General features: G+C 73.1%; 14 protein-coding genes. 3 read left to right on the top strand and 11 right to left on the bottom strand.

Annotation, left to right across the window (positions count from 1 at the left end):
* Positions 1-10 precede the first annotated feature (10 nt).
* Complete coding sequence (locus D7044_RS10910) at positions 11-613, bottom strand: PadR family transcriptional regulator (RefSeq protein WP_158609414.1); 603 nt, start codon at positions 611-613, stop codon at positions 11-13.
* A gap of 78 nt (positions 614-691) precedes the next feature.
* On the opposite strand from D7044_RS10910, the gene D7044_RS10905 reads away from it, so the two are divergent.
* The 3 genes from D7044_RS10905 to D7044_RS10895 all read left to right on the top strand — a co-directional run bounded on the left by D7044_RS10905 (position 692) and on the right by D7044_RS10895 (position 7,244).
* A complete protein-coding gene (locus D7044_RS10905; RefSeq protein ID WP_120688788.1) occupies positions 692-3,523 on the top strand; it encodes an ABC transporter permease in 2,832 nt (943 codons plus the stop codon).
* A 3-nt stretch (positions 3,524-3,526) separates the two neighbouring features.
* A complete protein-coding gene (locus D7044_RS10900; RefSeq protein ID WP_120688787.1) occupies positions 3,527-4,273 on the top strand; it encodes an ABC transporter ATP-binding protein in 747 nt (248 codons plus the stop codon).
* A 133-nt stretch (positions 4,274-4,406) separates the two neighbouring features.
* Positions 4,407-7,244, top strand: a complete 2,838-nt coding sequence (locus tag D7044_RS10895) for an FtsX-like permease family protein (protein WP_147434637.1) — start codon at positions 4,407-4,409, stop codon at positions 7,242-7,244.
* A 31-nt stretch (positions 7,245-7,275) separates the two neighbouring features.
* Here the strand turns inward: D7044_RS10895 and glmM are convergent, their stop codons facing one another.
* The 10 genes from glmM to D7044_RS10845 form a co-directional block, all read right to left on the bottom strand.
* Positions 7,276-8,631, bottom strand: a complete 1,356-nt coding sequence (gene glmM / locus D7044_RS10890) for a phosphoglucosamine mutase (RefSeq protein WP_120684383.1) — start codon at positions 8,629-8,631, stop codon at positions 7,276-7,278.
* Between the two features lie 116 nt (positions 8,632-8,747).
* Positions 8,748-9,212 (bottom strand): 30S ribosomal protein S9, encoded by a 465-nt coding sequence (rpsI, locus tag D7044_RS10885; RefSeq protein WP_120688785.1) that lies wholly within the window; start codon positions 9,210-9,212, stop codon positions 8,748-8,750.
* A gap of 20 nt (positions 9,213-9,232) precedes the next feature.
* Positions 9,233-9,676, bottom strand: a complete 444-nt coding sequence (gene rplM / locus D7044_RS10880; protein WP_018720634.1) for a 50S ribosomal protein L13 — start codon at positions 9,674-9,676, stop codon at positions 9,233-9,235.
* A 264-nt stretch (positions 9,677-9,940) separates the two neighbouring features.
* Complete coding sequence (locus D7044_RS10875) at positions 9,941-10,234, bottom strand: hypothetical protein (protein WP_120684381.1); 294 nt, start codon at positions 10,232-10,234, stop codon at positions 9,941-9,943.
* Positions 10,224-10,481 carry a DUF6364 family protein gene (locus tag D7044_RS10870; RefSeq protein WP_120684379.1) on the bottom strand — a complete coding sequence of 86 codons (258 nt, stop codon included), beginning with the start codon at positions 10,479-10,481 and terminating at the stop codon, positions 10,224-10,226. Before D7044_RS10870 ends, D7044_RS10875 begins: the two co-directional genes overlap by 11 nt.
* Before the next feature lie 180 nt (positions 10,482-10,661).
* On the bottom strand, positions 10,662-11,357 hold the full coding sequence (locus D7044_RS10865) for a class I SAM-dependent methyltransferase (protein WP_120688784.1): 696 nt from the start codon (positions 11,355-11,357) through the stop codon (positions 10,662-10,664).
* A 283-nt stretch (positions 11,358-11,640) separates the two neighbouring features.
* Positions 11,641-12,264, bottom strand: a complete 624-nt coding sequence (locus tag D7044_RS10860) for a GTP-binding protein (protein WP_120684375.1) — start codon at positions 12,262-12,264, stop codon at positions 11,641-11,643.
* Positions 12,245-12,607: a DUF742 domain-containing protein gene (locus D7044_RS10855; protein WP_120684475.1), complete on the bottom strand. Its 363-nt coding sequence runs from the start codon at positions 12,605-12,607 to the stop codon at positions 12,245-12,247. The genes D7044_RS10860 and D7044_RS10855 overlap by 20 nt, the downstream gene beginning before the upstream one ends.
* 110 nt (positions 12,608-12,717) lie before the next feature.
* Positions 12,718-13,125, bottom strand: a complete 408-nt coding sequence (locus D7044_RS10850; protein WP_120684473.1) for a roadblock/LC7 domain-containing protein — start codon at positions 13,123-13,125, stop codon at positions 12,718-12,720.
* On the bottom strand, positions 13,122-15,579 hold a 2,458-nt coding region (locus D7044_RS10845; protein WP_120688783.1), incomplete at its 5' end, for a sensor histidine kinase. The genes D7044_RS10845 and D7044_RS10850, both read right to left, overlap by 4 nt.

The raw sequence follows: 15,579 nt of genomic DNA, 5'->3' as shown, positions 1-15,579 counted from the left end.
CCGGGCCGGGTCACCCGGCGATCCGGGTCGGGCCCGCCCCCTCCTCGGAGGGCTTCACCGGACGGGCCGCCGCCATCGTGGAGAGCACCGAACCGCCGTCGGCGAGCAGCACCGACTCCGCGTCGTCGATGAAGGCGAGATCGGCCTCGACGTGTCGACACGCGGCGGCGAGCAGCAACCCGACCACCGGGTCGCCGGCCGTACGCCGCAGACCGTCGAGGTTGCGCAGCTCCCGCAGCAGGTGCCCGCGCTGGCTGCCGAGGACCGTCCGTACGGTCTGCGCGGCGCCGGAGCGGGCGGCGGCGGTCACCTTCAGGAAGAAGTCGTCCCGGAACCCGCCGCTGCGCGGACTCGGCTCGCCGAGCCAGCGGTCCAGCTCGACGCGCCCGGCGTCGGTTATCTCGTAGACCACCCGGTCCGGCTTGGTGGGCTGCTCCTCACGGTGCGCGACCACCAACGCGTCCCGCGACAAGCGGTCGAGGATCTGGTAGAGGTGCCCGATGTTCAACGGGCCCCACTGTGGACCGACGGAGTTCTCGAACTCGCCCTTCAGCTCATAGCCGTAGCTGGGCCCGCCGGCCAGCAACGCCAGGACAGCGTGCTGGATCGCCATCATCCCCTCCAATTCCGGTCTTGCATTGTGACAATGTAACGCGCAGAGTGATGGGCAGCACAACGGGGAGGCGCGAACATGCTCAGGTTCATCTGGGGTCAGCTTCGCGGCCGTGCGGGACGGTCGGTGGCGCTCATGGTCGGCGTGCTCGTGGCGACGACCGGGTTCGTGGTGCTCACGGGCGCCACCACCACCTCCCGTCTCGACGTCACCGGCACCGTCGAGCGCAACACCCGCGTCGCCTACGACATCCTCGTCCGGCCTCAGGGGACACGCACCCCCCTGGAGGCCGAGCGCGGACTGGTCCGTCCGAACTACCTCTCCGGCCACTTCGGCGGCATCACGACGCAGCAGTACGAGCAGGTCAAGGCCGTCCCCGGCATCGACGTGGCAGCGCCGATCGCGATGCTCGGCTACTCGACCACCCTGGTGCCGACCCCACTGGACCTCACCGACGCCGTCGACCGGTCACTGGATCGGCAGGTGATCCGGGTCGATCCGACCTTCGTGGCCGAGCGCGGGCTCTCCACCGCGCCCGGCAAGCCCCGCTACGTGTACGTGACCAAGCACCCGCTGATCTATCCCCGGCTCGACCCGCCGTTCGACAGCGACGCGGTCCCGTACTCCGACGGCCGCTCGTACTCCGCGGAGGCGAGCTGCGGACTCGTTCCCCGTGAGGTGCTGCCGAACGGGCGCAGCCTTGCCGTCTGCGACCCGCGATTCGCCCTGCTGGGAAGCCCCAGCACCTATTCCGAGCGTGCGGAGTGGACCGTCGACGCGGTACGTCTGCTGCCGGACGGCCGCTTCGAGAGCATGCCGGGCGTGCTGGTGACCGGAGGGTCCGGCCCGTCACCGGCCGTCTCCGACCGGCTGCGCATGGCGTACGACCTGACCGTGCCGTTCCTGCTCGCCGCAGTGGACCCGGCAGCCGAGGAGCGGTTGGTCGGCCTCGGTGGTGCCGTGATCGAGGGACGAGTTGTCGGCCCGCACGACACGGTCGACGTCAAGCGCCTCGGCACCGCGGTCACCCTCGCCACCCCGGTGCTCGTCACCAGTCGACCCTTCTTCGACGCGGCACTGGCGGCCCGGCTCACCCGGCTGCCCGGGGTCAGTCCGGCCGGCGTGTCGGTCATCGACCTGGAGCACACGCTGGGCCGCGCCAGCGGGATCGCGGCCGGATCGGACCGGTACGACGTCGCCGCCGGCTATCGGGCGCAGCTCGCCGAAGGGCTCTCCGAGACCGGCTGCTGTTACGGGCAGCTGCAGGCCATCGTGCAGTCCGGTGACGTGCAGTACGAGCGTCGGCCCGACGGCACACTACGCGCGCGCCCGCAGCCACCCGCCGAACCCACGGCCTACGGCGACGAGACCACCGCCAGTCCACTCCCCCGGCCCTGGCTCTCCGAGGACCAGCCCACCCGAGCGGTACGCCGGTTACCGCTGCCCGACGGCGGCAACGCGCCCCAGCGTTACTGGCGCGCGGTCGGTGTCTTCGACCCGGGCAAGTTGGCCGGGTTCAGCGACGTCGGCAGGGTGCCCCTGGAGACCTACCAGGCGCCGGTGGCACAAGGGGCCGACGACGAGAGCCGGGCCGCGTTGGGCGGGCAGCCCCTGGAGCCGAGTGGCAACCCGGCCGGCTACCTCGCCGCCCCTCCGCTGCTGCTCACCAACCTCGGCAGCGTGCCGACGCTCCTGAAGGGCGGCCCTGTCCCGCAGGTCGAGGCACCGATCAGCGCCATCCGCGTCCGGGTCGCCGACGTGTCGGGCTACAACGAACGCTCCGCCGAACGCGTCCGGCTGATCGCCGAGCAGATCGCCAGGACGACCGGCCTGGACGTCGACATCACCCTCGGCTCCTCACCCGCGCCGCAGATCGTGGAACTGCCCTCCGGATCGTTCGGACGGCCCCTGCTGCGGTTGACCGAGCACTGGTCGGCGCTCGGCGTGGCGTCGGTCATCGCGCAGGCGGTGGACCGCAAGAGCGTGGTGCTCTTCTTCCTGGTGTTGGTGGTCTGCGCGCTGTTCCTCGGCAACGCGGTCAGCGCCGCCGTCCGGGACCGCAGGCCGGAGTTGGCGGTGCTCGCCTGTCTCGGCTGGCCGGTCCGCCGGATCGGCGCACTGATCCTCGGCGAGGTCGCCGTGCTCGGGCTCACGGCGGGCCTGCTCTCGCTGGCCCTCGCGGTGCCGATCGGTACCGCGCTCGGCATCGACGTGGACTGGTGGCGGGCCGCGCTGGCCGTGCCCGTGGCGCTGCTCCTCGCCCTGGCCGCGGGAGTGGTGCCGGCGCTGCGGGCGGCGCGCGCCCACCCGGCCGGCGCGCTCCGCCCGGTGGTGGCGGGCGCTCGCTGGGTACGCCGCCCGCGCACCCTCGCCGGCCTCGCCCTGGCCAATCTGCTCCGGACCCCCGGACGGACGCTTCTGGGAGCCGGTGCCCTGGCGATCGGGGTGGCCGCGCTGACGCTGGTCGCCGCCGCCGCGTACGCCTTCCGCGGGGCGATCGTCGGCAGCCTGCTCGGCGACGTGGTCTCGCTGAGCGTGCGCGGTGCGGACGCGGCGGCGGCTGCGGCCACGGTGTTGCTCGGCGCCGCGGCGGTGGCGGACGTGCTCTACCTCAACATCCGCGACCGGGCCGCCGAACTGGCCACGTTGCGTGCGGTCGGGTGGACCGACGCTGCGCTCGCCCGGCTGATCGGCTACGAGGGGCTGGCGTTGGGCGTCGCGGGCGCGGTGACCGGGGCGGCGGTGGGGCTGGGCGGGGCGGCCTGGATGGTCGGCGACCTCCCCGCCGCGCTGGTCCTGGTCGCGGCGCTGGTCGCGATGGCCGGAGTACTGGTGACGACCGTCGCCGCCCTGGTGCCCACCACCCTGTTGCGCCGCCTGCGTACGGCGCGCCTACTGGCAGAGGAGTAGACGATGAGCGAGCAGACCGGCAGCACCGTCTCGGTGGAGCGCCTGGCCCGGCGGTTCGGCAGCGGGGCGGAGCAGATCACGGCGGTCGACGACGTCTCGTTGACGATCGCGGCGGGTTCGGTGGTGGCGCTGACCGGGCCCAGCGGGTCGGGCAAGTCGACGCTGCTGCACCTGATCGGCGCGATCGAGCAGCCCGACGAGGGGACCATCACCGTCGACGGAGTGGAGATCAGCGGCCTGCGCCGGGCAGGTCTGGCGCGTTACCGGCAGCGGGTGGGCTTCGTCTTCCAGCGCTACCACCTGCTCCCCGCGCTCACCGTGCTGGACAACGTGCTCGCGCCCGTGCTGCCTCGTCGCGGTCGTACCGACCACCTGGCCCAGGCCCGGGAACTGCTCGACGCCGTCGGCCTCGCCGAGCGGGAACGGGCCCTGCCGGCACAGCTCTCCGGCGGCCAGCAGCAGCGGGTCGCCGTCGCCCGCGCGCTGATGGGCGGTCCCGGCCTGCTCCTCGCCGACGAGCCCACCGGCAACCTCGACTCGACCACCGGCGCGCAGATCCTCGACCTCCTGCTCGGCCTGCGCGACCGGCACGGCATGACGATCGTGCTCGCCACCCACGAGCGGGCCATCGCCGCCCGCTGCGACCGGCTGATCCGGCTCGGCGACGGTCGGGTGGTCGAGGACCTCGACCTCACCGAGGGAGAGGAGCCGGCGGAGACCTTCGACCGGGCCGCCCGGCTGCGGCTCTGAGGCGGCGGGCGGCTCGGCTGCGGCTCTGAGGCGGCGGGCGGCTCGGCTGCGGCTCTGAGGCGGCGGGCGGCCCGTCAGGGCGGCTCTCCAACCCGGAAGCGGGACCTGCGACCTGACGGAGAGGCGGGACGCGATGCTCGGATTCATCTGGCGCCAGCTACGCGGGCGAGCCGGACGGTCGATAGCCCTGCTGACCGGAGTGCTGGTGGCGACCACCGGCTTCATCGTGCTCACCGGCGCCACCACGGCGTCCCGGCTCCAGGTGATCGGCACGGTCGAACGGGACAGCGCGGCCGCGTACGACGTCCTGGTCCGGCCGAAGGGGAGCCGCACCGCGCAGGAGGCGGCGCGGGGACGGGTGCAGCCCAACTACCTCTCCGGGCTCTTCGGCGGCATCAGCCCGGCGCAGTACCGGCAGGTCGCCGCCGTCGACGGGGTGGAGGTCGCGGCGCCGATCGCGATGCTCGGTCACTCGATCCGGTGGGTGCCGGTGGAGGTCGACCTCACCGCCGCTGTGGACCGTGACGCCGACCGCCAGGTGATCCGCATCGACCCGACCTTCAGCGCCGAGCGCGGGCTGTCCCGCGCGGCGGCCCGCCCGCTCTACGTCTACGTCACCCGCAACGCGGTGGCCCAACCGGTCGGGCCGATAGATTCCCTCACCGGTCCCGTCCCGCACACCAACGGCAGGTCCTATCCGCTCGCCCACTGCGACGGCGCGGTCTCCGGAGGCGCCCTGGAGATCCTTCCCGACGGCCGTACGGAGCCGATCTGCGGAATACCCCAACCCGTCGGCGCGCCCGGCAGCTCGCGATCGGAGCTGGAGAACACCGGATTCTGGACGTTCCAGCTCCGCCCCGACGGGCGGTTCGCGGACGTGGAGATGGCGTACGACGGAGAAGTGCCGACGGGAACGTTCCGCCCGCGCGTGCGGGACCGCCTGACGGTACCCGTCTCGGCGCACGTGCCGTTCCTGCTCGCGGCCGTCGATCCGCCGGCCGAGGAGCGGCTCGTGGGGCTCAGCAGCGCCGTGGTGCAGGGCCGGGCACTGCGCCCGGACGACCTGCCGAGGGACCTGCCCGGGATACAGAACCGGCAGTTCCCGGTGCTGGCGACGAGCCGGCCGTACGTCGACGGCAACATCTCGGTGGCCTTCACCCGGCTCCGTCCCGATCGGGTGGCCGGCCTCTCCGAGACGGCGGTGAGCAGAGCGTTGGAGGCCGCCGAGGCGATCCCGGCCGGATCCGTCCGGCTGGACGTCGCGGCCGCCCAGGAGGCGCAGTTGGCGAAGGCGCTCCGGGACAGTGGCAGTTGCTGCTTCGGCGAGCTGCGGTCGGTGCTGCAGGCGGGCCCGCCCGGCTACGAGGAGCTACCCGACGGCACGCTGCGGGCCCGCGCAGTCGACCCCGATCCCGGCGTGTACGGGGAGGCCCGCGAACGCGACATGCCCGTGCCCTGGCTCGGGGCGGACACGTCGTTCCGCACGCTGCACAGGCTGGAGACGCGTGGGCTCGGCGGGCGGAAGATGCCGGGATGGGAGCCCGTCGGCGTCTTCGACCCCGAGCGGCTGACCCGGTTCGGCGACCTGTCCCGGGTGCCGTTGGAGACGTACGAGCCGCCGACGGCCGAGGGAGCGGACGAGCCCAGTCGGACGGCCCTCGGCGATCAGCCGTTGTTCCCCGGCGGAAACCCGGCCGGCTACCTGAGCACGCCCCCGTTCCTGCTGACCAACCTGGAGTCCCTGCCGAAGCTGTTGGAGGGGGCGCCCCGGGCGCAGCGCGACGCGCCGATCAGCGCCGTCCGGGTACGCGTCGAGGACGTCGACGGTTACAGCGAGCACTCCGCGGAACGGGTCCGTCTGGTGGCCGAGCAGATCGCCGAGGCCACCGGGCTGGACGTGGACATCACCCTCGGCTCCTCCCCCGCCCCGCAGACCGTCGAGCTGCCCGCCGGCTCCTTCGGCCGTCCCGAGCTGCGGCTGACCGAGAACTGGTCCGCCCTCGGGGTCGGGTCCGTCATCGTGCAGGCCGTCGACCGCAAGAGCGTGCTGCTCTTCCTGCTCGTACTGGTCGTGTGCGCGCTCTTCCTGGGCAACGCGGTGACCGCTGCGGTCCGGGACCGCAGGTCCGAGCTGGCGCTGCTCGCCTGCCTCGGCTGGTCGGCCCGGCGGATCAGCCTGCTCGTCCTCGGCGAGGTGGCCACCCTCGGCCTCGTCGCCGGGCTGCTCTCCGTCGCCCTGGCGACACCGATCTCGGCCGCGCTCGGAATCGACGTCGGCTGGTGGCGGGCGCTGCTCGCCGTACCGGTGGCGCTGCTGCTGGCGCTGGTCGCCGGCCTGACCCCGGCGCTGCGCGCCAGTCGCGCGCATCCGGCCGCCGCGCTACGTCCCGCGGTGGCCGCCGTCGGCCGTGGTACCCGGCCCCGCACCCTGTTCCAGTTGGCCCTCACCAACCTCGCCCGTACGCCGGGGCGCACCCTGCTCGGTGCGGGTGCCCTGGCCATCGGCGTCGCGGCGCTGACCCTGGTCGGCACCGTCTCGTACGCCTTCCGCGGCGCGGTCGTCGGCAGCCTGCTGGGGGACGCGATCTCGCTCGACGTCCGCGGAGCGGACCTGATCGCCGCGGCGGCGACCATGCTGCTCGGCGCGGCCGCCGTGGCCGACGTGATCTACCTCGGGGTCCGCGACCGCGCTGCGGAGCTGGCCACGCTCCGCGCGATCGGCTGGACCGATGGGGCGCTCGCCCGGCTCATCGCCTACGAGGCGCTCGCGCTCGGAGCGCTGGGCGCCGGCAGCGGGGCCCTGCTGGGTCTGCTGGGCGCGGTGGGCCTCATCGGCGCGCTCCCCGCCGGTCTGCTGCTGGTGGCCGGTGTCACGGCGGTCGCCGGCATCGTCGTGAGCGGCCTGGCGGCGCTCCTGCCGGCGGCCCTGCTACGTCGACTGCCGGCCGCGCGGCTGCTCGCCGAGGAGTGACGAGCAGCCGGTGTGGCCCCTGCCGGACCGGTCAGGAGGCCGGACTGGCGGTGCGGACCTGCTCGGCGATGCGCTCGGCGACCGACCGGGCCGTCGCCTCGGTGGCGGCCTCGACCATCACCCGGACCAGCGGCTCGGTGCCGGAGGGGCGCAGGAGCACCCGGCCGGTGCCGCCCAGCTCGTTCTCGGCCCGCTCGACCTCGGCACGTACCGCCGGAGCGGCGGCGCCGACGGTGCGGTCGCCGACCGGCACGTTGATCAGCACCTGCGGCAGCTTGGTCACCACGGCGGCGAGCTCGGCCAGGGAACGCCCGGTGGCCGCCATCCGGGACATCAGGTGCAGGCCGGTCAGCACGCCGTCGCCGGTGGTCGCGTAGGCGGGCATGACGATGTGCCCGCTCTGCTCGCCGCCGAGGGCGAGCCCGGACGCGCGCAGCTCCTCCAGGACGTACCGGTCGCCGACCTTCGTCTCGACCAGCCGGATGCCCTCGGCGGACATCGCCAGCCGGAGCCCGAGGTTGCTCATCACGGTCGCGACGAGCGTGTCGTCGGTGAGCGCCCCGGCCTCCCGCATGGCGAGCGCGAGGATCGCCATGAGCTGGTCGCCGTCGACCTCGTCGCCGTCGGCGGTCACCGCCACACAGCGATCGGCGTCGCCGTCGTGCGCGATGCCCAGGTGCGCGCCGTGCTCGACGACCGCGGCGCGCAACGCCTCGATGTGGTTGGAGCCGCACTCGTCGTTGATGTTGAGCCCGTCGGGCTCGGCGTGGATGGCGATCACCTCGGCGCCGGCCTCCCGGTACGCGACCGGGGCGACGTCGGCCGCCGCGCCGTTGGCGCAGTCGACTACGACCTTGATCCCGTCGAGCCGGTGCGGCACGGTCCCGACCAGGTGCTGCACGTAGTGGTCGGCCCCGTCGAGCAGGTCGTGCACCCGCCCGACGCCGGCACCGACCGGGCGGTCCCAGGCCGAGGTGGCGTTCGCCTCGATCGCCGCCTCGATCTTCATCTCCAGCTCGTCGGGGAGCTTGTGCCCGCCGGCGGCGAAGAGCTTGATCCCGTTGTCCGGCATCGGGTTGTGCGACGCGGAGAGCATCACGCCCAGGTCGGCCTTGGCCTCCGCGGTCAGGTACGCCACCGCCGGGGTGGGCAGCACCCCGACGCGGATCACCGTGGCACCGGCGCTGGTGAGGCCCGCGACGACGGCGGCCTCCAGCATCTCGCCGCTGGCCCGGGTGTCCCGCCCGACCACCGCGACCGGGGGATGACTCCGGTCGGTCTCGGCGAGTGTGTGCGCGGCGGCGACCGCCACGGCGAGCGCCAGCTCGGGTGTGAGATCCACGTTCGCGCGTCCGCGGACGCCGTCCGTACCGAACAACCGACCCATACCCGCCAAACCTCCGATGACGCGGTCGACAGAGAAGAAGCGAAACGGCCGGCCCCACCTCCCGTCGAAAGGAGGCGGACCGGCCGTCCGTCAGGCGTACAACGCGCTGGTGATGATCAGCGCTTCGAGTACTGAGGAGCCTTGCGGGCCTTCTTGAGGCCGTACTTCTTGCTCTCCTTGACCCGGGCGTCCCGGGTCAGGAAGCCGGCCTTCTTCAGGGCCGGGCGGTCGTCGGGCTCGTTGACGATCAGAGCCCGGGCGATGGCCAGGCGGAGCGCGCCGGCCTGACCGGTGATGCCGCCACCGCGCAGGTTGGCGATGACGTCGAACGCCTCCGGCTTCTCGGCGGTCACCAGCGGATCCTTGATCAGCTGCTGGTGGACCTTGCTCGGGAAGTAGGCCTCGAGGTCCCGGCCGTTGCAGGTGATCTTACCGGTGCCCGGCACGATGCGAACCCGGACGATGGCCTCCTTGCGGCGGCCCACGGTCTGGATCGGGCGGTCACCACGAGGCGCGCGGGCAACGGGCGCCGGCGCCTCGGCGGCCTCGGGGGCGACCTCGGTGGCGGTGATGTCGGTCATGCTGATTCCTTCGCCCGCGCTCACTGCGCGATCTGCTTGATCTCGAACGGCACCGGCTGCTGGGCGCCGTGCGGGTGCTCGGCACCGGCGTAGACCTTCAGCTTCTTGATGAGCTTACGGCCGAGCTTGTTGTGCGGCAGCATCCCCTTGACAGCCAGCTCGATGGCCCGCTCGGGACGCTTGGTCAGCAGCTCGTCGTAGCCGACCTGCTTCAGACCACCCGGGTAACCGGAGTGGCGGTAGGCGATCTTCTGCTGACGCTTGTTGCCGGTCAGCGCCACCTTGCCCGCGTTCACGATGACGACGAAGTCGCCCGTGTCGACGTGCGGCGCGAAGGTCGGCTTGTGCTTGCCACGCAGCAACGTGGCGGCGTGGGTGGCCAGGCGGCCCAGCACGACATCAGAAGCGTCGATGACGTGCCACTGACGCTCGATCTCACCCGGCTTCGGGCTGTACGTACGCACAGGTCTACCTTGTCTCGTCGTCGGTCTGGGGTCGCGCGCCGGGTCACCAGGCGCGCACGAACGACCAAGCGTACCTGAAGCGGCACGCCTCTGGATGTCGTACAACAGCAGGCAACGATACCCGGAGCCCGGTCGGCTGGTCAAAGCGGGGTCCTGCCCGACGTGTCACCGGCGGAAGTCACGGCCCCCGGTCACGCTCGGCGGCCGGAGCAGCCGGGCCGGCGGGGAGCCTACCGGCCCCGGCCGGGCGCCGCCGAGCGGGGCTCAGAGCTGCTGCAGGATGCGCAGCGCCCGGCCGACCAGGTGCATCGTGTCGGCGTCGGCGACGTCCACGCACTCGGTGAACCACTTCTTCAGCGGCGAGGAGAGGCGGTCGGGCATCACCACGTACCCACCCATGGGCACGGCGAGCGGCGAGTCGCGCAGCAGCGCCTGCTCGACCACCTCGACCACGATCACGATGGGCACCTCGGTGGAGTTGTAGACGTCCGAGCTGATCACCAGCCCGAGCCGTTCCCGGGCACCCTCGATGCGCCAGACCTCTCCCCTACGCAGCACGCCGACGCCCGCGGAAGAGCAGGTCGTCGACCATGCCCACCTCGCGCGCGTCGGCGAGGGCGGCCGACTCGAGATCCATTCCGGCGCGGCCGACAGCGGCGGCGTGCGCGGCGAAGACCTCCCGGAGCGCCTTCTCCCGGGCGGCCTGGTCCATCCACGCGGAGAGCGACATGCCCTCGCGCCTGGCGAACCGGCGCGCCTCCTCGATCGTCTCGTCGGAGAACGACAGCGTCACCTTGGCGGTCATGCCGGGAAGATTACCCAGCGGTATGACCGCCAGTCATCCCCGCCGCCGTGAATCGGCAAACCGGCGATCGGTTCGTGTTCCGGGATGAATCGGTCCAACCCGGCCTCCGAGAACCTGGACGGGTCCCGTCGACGGTGATCGCGCCCCGATCAGGGTGCCCGGCGCCGGCCGCGGACGGGATCAGGGGCGGTGACCACCGAAGACGGCGAAGCGCCACTCCTTGAAGAAGCAGTCCACGTCGACGAGGCCGGCGTCGGTGAGCCAGCCGCACTGGTCGGCCACCGTCGCCGGCCGGTCGTGCCGCATCCGCTCCCGGGCGGCCGCGATCTCGTCGGCTGTCGCGCCGAGCTCGATGATCCGCGCCGTCCACACGTCGTCGTAGCGCCGGTCCAGCGCGGGCGTCGGGCCGGCGACCTGCTCGGCGTTGACGAAGACCCCACCCGGCACGAGCGCGTCCGCGGCCCGTCGATAGAGCGTCCGCTTTCCGGCGTCGTCGAGGTGGTGGACGGCCAACGCGCTGACCACCGCGTCGTACCGGCCTGCGGGAAGTGGGTCAGCCAGGTCGGCGAGCACCGTGCGGTGCGGCACTCCGCGGGCCCGTAGCCGCTCCGCCCCGACCGCCAGCATCGCCGCAGCGGCGTCGACGAGGGTCAGCCGGACCCCGGGGACCGCCGCGGCGAGCAGCAGAGACAGCAGGCCGGTGCCCGCACCCAGGTCCAACACCTCGGGGGTACGCCCGGCGGCCAGCGCGGCCCGCAGGGGCGGCGCGGCCACCTCGACCGCGGTGCCGTAGAAGGCGTCGAAGCAGGGCACCAGCCGGCGACGCCCCTCGTCGTAGCTTCCCGCGACGGCGTCGAACGCGTCGGCGACGCTCATCCCTGCCTCCCAATCATTGGGAAATATCTCCCACATGATAGGCGGAACCGAGTCGGCGGGCCTCCCTGCGGTGCGCGGTCCCGGTGCAAGGTCGAGACGGTGCGGGCGCAGGCCGAAGCCGCCGACGGCGCGCTTGACCGGCGGTCGCCCGGCTCCGCGCCGCCCCGCGTCGCCCGGACGGCGTCGGGCGCGGCTACCACCTGCGCGTCGACCGCACGACCGATGCCCGGTCCGACGCGAGGCGTCGGACCGGGTGGGTCGTTCGGCGGAGGCGGATCGCGCCTCAGCCGACCGGCGTCGGGAAGCCCCGGCCGTGCTCGGCCTGCAGCCGCAGCATCGCGTGCTCGGTGACGGTGACCAGCACGTGCTTCACCGAGTCGCGTCGCCGGGCGTCGGTCATGATCAGCGGCACCTCGGGCGAGATCGCCAGCGCCTCGCGAATCTCCTCCAGCTCGTACCGGGGAGCGCCGTCGAAGCAGTTGAGCGCGACCACGTACGGCAGGTTGCGGTTCTCGAAGTAGTCCAGCGGCGCGAAGGCGTCGGTGATCCGCCGGGTGTCGACCAGCACGGCGGCACCCACCGCACCCCGGATGATCTCGTCCCACATGAACCAGAAACGGGTCTGTCCCGGCGTACCGAAGAGGTACAGGATCAGGTCCTGGGCCATGGTGATGCGGCCGAAGTCCATGGCGACCGTGGTGGTCTCCTTGCCCGGCACCTTGGACGGATCGTCGATGCCGACACCGGCCGCGGTCATCACCGCCTCGGTCCGCAGCGGGGTGATCTCCGAGATCGCGCCGACCAGTGTGGTCTTGCCGACCCCGAACCCGCCCGCGATGACGATCTTGGCGGAGACGATCCCGCGGCTCTGCTGCCCCCCGGCGGGGTCATAGCCTGCGAAGTCCACTTAGCACCCTTCCCAGCAGTTCCATCCGCTCCTCGAATCCCTCGACGGGAGCAGCAGTGTTTAGCGTCAGCAGGCCCTCGGTCACCATGTCGGCGACGAGCACCCGGGCGACGCCGAGCGGCATCCGGGTGTAGGCGGCGATTTCCGCCATCGACTGCGCCCGGCCATCGCAGACGGTGGCGATGCGGTGCTTGTCGTGGCCGGCAAAACGGGACTCGGCGACCTGGGTGGGCGTGGCCATCAGAACGGCCTCCAGGGCGATCTCCTGCCGAGGCTCCGTACGGCCGCGGGTGACCGCGTACGGCCGCACCAGCGCACCGCGCGGGTCACGTCGGGGCTCCATCCGCGATCACCTCCTCTCCGTACCGGTGCCCGGCGGCTCCGGTCCCGTTCCTGTCCCGTCGGCTCTGCGCGGTCGTCGCGCCCCGGGCTTCTGCACGCACCGCGCTGCGGCTACGAACGCACCGCGTCGCGCGGTAGCGGCACCAGCGCCGCTCCGACCCGCTCGACCAGCAGAGCCATCTCGTAGCCGACCTGGCCCACGTCACAGCTGCGCGCGGCGAGCACCGCCATCGACGAACCGTCACTGATCGACATCAGGAACAGGTAACCGCTGTCCATCTCGATGACGGTCTGCAGGACGCCTCCGGCACTGAACATCCGGGCGGCACCCTCGGTCAGGCTCACCACGCCGGAGGTGATCGCGGCGAGCTGGTCCGCCCGGTCGCCGGGGAGGTCCCGGGAGGAGGCGAGCAGCAACCCGTCCGCGGACACCGCCACCACGTGGGCGATGCCAGCCACGCTGTCGGCGAAGTTGGTGAGCAGCCAACCCATGTCCTGAATGGCCGCTGGCCTGTTCATCGGGTCTCCTTGTTGGAAGTGTGGTTCTGGTCCGTCCCGGCCGCCCGACCGCGTTGCACACCGCGGTGGTAGGCCGACAACAGACCACGTACGTCATCCGGGGAGCGCCGGCTGGGCTCCCGGCCGCCGCGCGGCTCGATGCCGCCCGGCACGAGCTGCGCCTGCGGAACGCGCTTGGGCAGCCCGGAGCGGGTGGTCCCGCCGTCGGTCGGCTCGGCCGCCTGGCTGGCGCGTGACCAGCCCTCGTCGGCCGCCGTCCGCCAGGCGTCCGCGTCGACCGCGGGCGCCGGGGCCGCCTGAGCGGGTGCGGGCGGCGCGGGTGGCGTGGGCGCGGGCTTGGCCGCCGGCGGAACGTACGACGGCGGTGGCGGCTGGGCCGGGCCCGCCGTGCCACCGACACCGGGGGTACGGGTCGGCAGCGGAGTGGTCGGCGAGGTGACCGCCGCCGGCCTGGCCTCGGCCGACGCCCGGGCACCGGACGCCGCAGCCGGCGGCTCGTCGAACTTCGGGCGGGTGAAGATCGCGGTCGCGTCGTTGCCGTGCGACCGGAACCAGACCGCCTCCATCTCCCGGAAGATCGGCGCCTCGGCCACCGGTTCGGGGCGGGCGGCGATCGGCGTCGGCGCGGCGGCCGGCGGCATCGCGGGCGGGGCCGGCGGCATGGCGGGCGGCGCCGGTGGCATGGCGGGGGCGCTCGGTCCGGCGTACGAGCCGAGCGAACCCGTCCCCGACTGCGCGGGCGGCAGATCGGCGGCCTCGGCGCCCGGCGCGCGCCGGGGCAGCGGCGTGAGCGTCGGGTGGGCGGCGGTCGGGTTGTCGACGCCGAACCCGTCCGCCGCGTACGGCTGGGCCGGTGGCGTGGTCAGCCCGCCGGCGTTCACGGTCGGCGCGGTCTCCCGGGCGTCCACCGGAGCCTGCCACGGCGCCGGGGCGGGTGGGCTGGTGCGCCACTCGTCGGGCAGCGTGGCCGCCGAGGTGAGCCCGGTACGCGGCTCGGCGAGCGCGACCGGCGTGTGCGGCGCCCGCTCGACGGCCATCGGCTGACGCGGGCGCGGCGGGGTGAGCGCCTGCTCGCGACCCCGGGTGAGGCTGGGCAGCACCACCGTGGAGTTCGGCAGCGTCACCTGGGCGACGGTGCCGCCCTCGACGTTGCGGCGCAGCTCGACGCGGATGCCGTAGCGGGACGCCAGGCGGCTCACCACCGCCAGACCCATCAGCCGGAACGCCGCCACGTCGACCGTCGGTGGGGCGGCCAGTCGGCGGTTCAGCGAGTCGAGCTGCTCGTCGGTGAGGCCGAGCCCCCGGTCCTCGATCTGGATCAGCACGTAGTCGCGGATCCGGCGGCCGTCGGCGACCACGATGGTGGTCGGCGGCGAGAACCGGGTCGCGTTGTCGAGCAGCTCGGCGACGAGCCGGACGACGTCGTTGACGGCGTGCGCGGCGACCGAGATGTCGGTGTCGACCGTGCCGAACTCGATCCGGTTGTAGAGCTCGACCTCGGACTGGGCGGCGCGCAGCACGTCCACCACCAGGGCGTCGTCGCGGCGCGGTACGGCCGAGTCGGCGCCGGCCAGGACCAGCAGGTTCTCGTCGTTACGGCGCATTCGGGTGGCCAGGTGGTCCAGCTCGAAGAGCTGCGCCAGCCGCTTCGGGTCCTCCTCGCCACGCTCGATCGCGTCCAGCTCGCCGATCATCCGGTCGACCAGGGTCTGACTGCGGCGAGCCAGGTTGAGGAACATCGCCGAGACGCTGGTACGCAGCGCGGCCTGCTCGGCGGCGACCCGGACCGCCTCCCGGTGCACCACGTTGAAGGCGGAGGCCACCTGGCCGACCTCGTCGCGGTTGGAGAGGTTGATGGGGTCGCGGACCTGCTGCACGATCTCGTCGACCCCACCCTCGCCGACGCTGCCCATGTTCTGCAGGCGCTGCACGGCGTCGGGCAGGTCGTGGTTGGCCACGGCGAGCGCGCCCTCACGCAGCCGGCGCAGCGATCCGTTGAGCGATCGGGCCAGCACCACGGCGAGCGTGACCGCGATGACCAGGGTCAGCAGCACCAGCACCGACTCGAGCACGGCCTGCTGGATGACGTCCGAACGGACCTGGTCGGTCTGGGCGAGGAGCGAGTTCTCCAACTGCATCTCGGCCCAGCGCATCAGGTCGTTCACCGCGCCGATGGCGGCGGTGGCGTCACGCGCGGTGACCAGCGGGCGCTGGCCGACCGAGCGGGTGATGTCGGACGCGACCCGGTCGGCGAGGCCTACCGCGTCACCGGAGACGGCGCTGTTGACCAGGGCGCGCTGCGCCGGGTCGGCGGCCAGCGAGAAGGCGAGCAGCGCCTCCTGCTGGCTGGTCAGGGTGGCCACGAACGAGGAGAACTGCTCCTCGTCGAGCTGGCCGGCGCTGAGCGCGGAGAAGGCGACCGCCTCCTCCTCGGCGACCGAGGACTTGGCGCGG

The organism is Micromonospora musae (genome assembly GCF_003626635.1).
Taxonomy (GTDB): Bacteria; Actinomycetota; Actinomycetes; order Mycobacteriales; family Micromonosporaceae; genus Micromonospora; species Micromonospora musae.
The sequence above is the reverse complement of the archived record's forward strand: the minus strand, read 5'-3'. Positions and strand labels throughout refer to the sequence as shown.

Excerpts from the sequence above, each read along its gene's own strand:
- D7044_RS10895 (WP_147434637.1), top strand. The coding sequence starts at position 4,407 with ATGCTCGGATTCATCTGGCGCCAGCTACGCGGGCGAGCCGGACGGTCG.
- D7044_RS10905 (WP_120688788.1), top strand. The coding sequence starts at position 692 with ATGCTCAGGTTCATCTGGGGTCAGCTTCGCGGCCGTGCGGGACGGTCG.
- rpsI (WP_120688785.1), bottom strand. The coding sequence starts at position 9,212 with ATGACCGACATCACCGCCACCGAGGTCGCCCCCGAGGCCGCCGAGGCG.
- D7044_RS10900 (WP_120688787.1), top strand. The coding sequence starts at position 3,527 with ATGAGCGAGCAGACCGGCAGCACCGTCTCGGTGGAGCGCCTGGCCCGG.
- glmM (WP_120684383.1), bottom strand. The coding sequence starts at position 8,631 with ATGGGTCGGTTGTTCGGTACGGACGGCGTCCGCGGACGCGCGAACGTG.
- D7044_RS10870 (WP_120684379.1), bottom strand. The coding sequence starts at position 10,481 with ATGACCGCCAAGGTGACGCTGTCGTTCTCCGACGAGACGATCGAGGAG.
- D7044_RS10865 (WP_120688784.1), bottom strand. The coding sequence starts at position 11,357 with ATGAGCGTCGCCGACGCGTTCGACGCCGTCGCGGGAAGCTACGACGAG.
- D7044_RS10855 (WP_120684475.1), bottom strand. The coding sequence starts at position 12,607 with ATGGAGCCCCGACGTGACCCGCGCGGTGCGCTGGTGCGGCCGTACGCG.
- D7044_RS10850 (WP_120684473.1), bottom strand. The coding sequence starts at position 13,125 with ATGAACAGGCCAGCGGCCATTCAGGACATGGGTTGGCTGCTCACCAAC.
- D7044_RS10910 (WP_158609414.1), bottom strand. The coding sequence starts at position 613 with ATGGCGATCCAGCACGCTGTCCTGGCGTTGCTGGCCGGCGGGCCCAGC.